This window comes from Rhodoferax sp. (genome assembly GCF_014859475.1).
Taxonomy (GTDB): Bacteria; Pseudomonadota; Gammaproteobacteria; order Burkholderiales; family Burkholderiaceae_C; genus Rhodoferax.
The window spans coordinates 1-2,010 of record NZ_JACUUE010000311.1 but is presented as its reverse complement, the minus strand read 5'-3'; the positions used below and the strand labels follow the sequence as shown (position 1 = coordinate 2,010).

2 protein-coding genes are annotated in these 2,010 nt (G+C 63.6%); one reads left to right on the top strand and one right to left on the bottom strand.

Going from position 1 to position 2,010, the window contains the following annotated elements:
• A partial coding sequence (locus IBX54_RS14780) for a hypothetical protein (protein ID WP_296543410.1) occupies positions 1-706 on the bottom strand: 706 nt, incomplete at its 3' end.
• Between the two features lie 164 nt (positions 707-870).
• On the opposite strand from IBX54_RS14780, the gene IBX54_RS14775 reads away from it, so the two are divergent.
• Positions 871-2,010 (top strand): zinc-binding dehydrogenase (locus IBX54_RS14775; protein WP_296543409.1); only part of this gene is annotated, 1,140 nt, incomplete at its 3' end.

Below are 2,010 nucleotides of genomic sequence, written 5' to 3'. Positions count from 1 at the left end.
GCATGAACCAGCTGGGCAGCAAAGCCCGCAGCGCCTGGTTCAGGGACACCGCCACCAGATAGTTGCCGGCAAACTGGCCGCGATCAAAAAAAGGCACGGCCAGCCAGACCACATCGGTCGCCGTGCCGTCGCGGCGCAACATCAAGCCGGCGTAGGCGGCGCGGCGCAAGCCCTGGCTGGTGCTTTGCATCAGGGCCAGCGCGGCTGCATTGTCGGGATGAGCATCCCAGTCGATCGGCCAGCGCTCGGGGCCAACGCGCGGGTCGCTCAGCTGGCCGGCACCAATCCAGCCGCTCGACAGGATCACGCCGGGTTCACGCCACAGCAAACCCGTATTCAGGTCGCGCTGTTTCAGCTCGGGTGCCTGATCCGGTACCAGGCCAGCCACGCCCGCGCCTTGCAGCAGCGCCCGGCGCGACAGCACCAGCAAATCGTCTTCCAGGCGGCGAAAGTGAAACTGCACGCTTTGCTCGAGCCACTGGGCATCGGCAGCACGGCGGCGCGCCGCTTCTTCTTCTTCAAAGTTGTTCAGGTACAGCATCAGCGTCACCACCGAGCCCAGCAACAGTGCCAGCAAACCCACCAACCACCACAGGGCACGCCGGTTGCGGCTGCCGCCGCGCGCGACCGACTGCTGCAGCAGCGAAAAATCAAACGCGGCATCGGCCTTGGCTGGCGTGCGGGGGTTCAGGGCTGGCGCGTCCATGTCAGCGGGTCACCCGCAGTGGGTGCGGGCTTTTGATGGTGTGCTTGCTGGTGGTTTTTGGAGTGCATCGGGTGCAATCAGACGATATCTTGCGGGTTTTGAAAATCAGCATATTAGCCCAGCACTTCGTCAACGCGTCATTGGGTTTACCATCACAGGCCATCATGCACGACACACCTAAAACCCTGGCTCCCGAACGCTTCAAAGCCGCCCCCGGACAAGCCCTGATGACGGCTATCGTCACCACAGGTCGGGGCGGCTTCGAGCAACTGGTGCCCATGCAGGTGCCGGTGCCACAACTCGGGCCGGGCGAGGTGCTGCTACAGGTGCTGGCATCGAGCGTCAACAACACTGACATCAACACCCGCCTGGGCTGGTACGACGCGGCGGTCACCGGGGCAACCGACAAGCTGGCGGCCGCCCCGGCAACAGAACAAAGCAGCCACGCCAACAGCGGCTGGCAAGGCCCCAGCCCGTTCCCCTTCATTCAAGGCACCGACTGCTGTGGCCGGGTGGTGGCTTTGGCAGCCGGGCTGGATCGCAGCCTGATAGGCCAGCGCGTGCTGGTGCGGCCCTGTATGCGGCCCCACGGCTTCGACAGTTGGGACAACGTCTGGCTGGGCTCCGACCTGGACGGCGCCTTTGCCCAATACCTCAAGGTGCCGGCCTCGGAAGTGTTTGCCGTGCACTGCGACTGGTCTGATGCCGAGCTGGGCATCATTCCCTGCGCTTTTGGTACCGCCGAAAACATGCTTCACCACGCCGGTGTCAGTGCGCATCAGCATGTGCTGGTCACGGGCGCCTCGGGTGGCGTTGGCGTGGCCACGGTGCTGTTGGCAAAGCGCCGTGGCGCTGTGGTGACCGCCATCACCTCAGGCAGCAAAATGGCACAGCTACGGGCCATTGGTGCCGACCGGGTGCTGGATCGGGCTGACAACGTGCTGGCCTGCCTGGGCGCTGAAGCGGTTGATGTGGTGGTTGACAACGTGGCGGGCAGCGCTTTCCCGGAACTGCTGACGCTGCTCAAGCGGGGTGGCTGCCATGTGACATCGGGCGCCATTGCGGGCCCTATGGTCACGCTCGACCTGCGCGTGTTGTACCTGAAAAACCTGCGCCTGCTCGGCTGCACGGCATGGGCCGAGGCGGTCTTTCCAAACCTGATCTGCTACATCGAGCACAATGACTTTCGTCCGCTGTTGGCCCGCAATTTCACGCTCGACCAGATTGAACTGGCACAACGCGAATTTTTAAAGAAAGAGCATGTTGGCAAAATTGCGCTGCTGCCGTCGGTGACCGAATCAGCG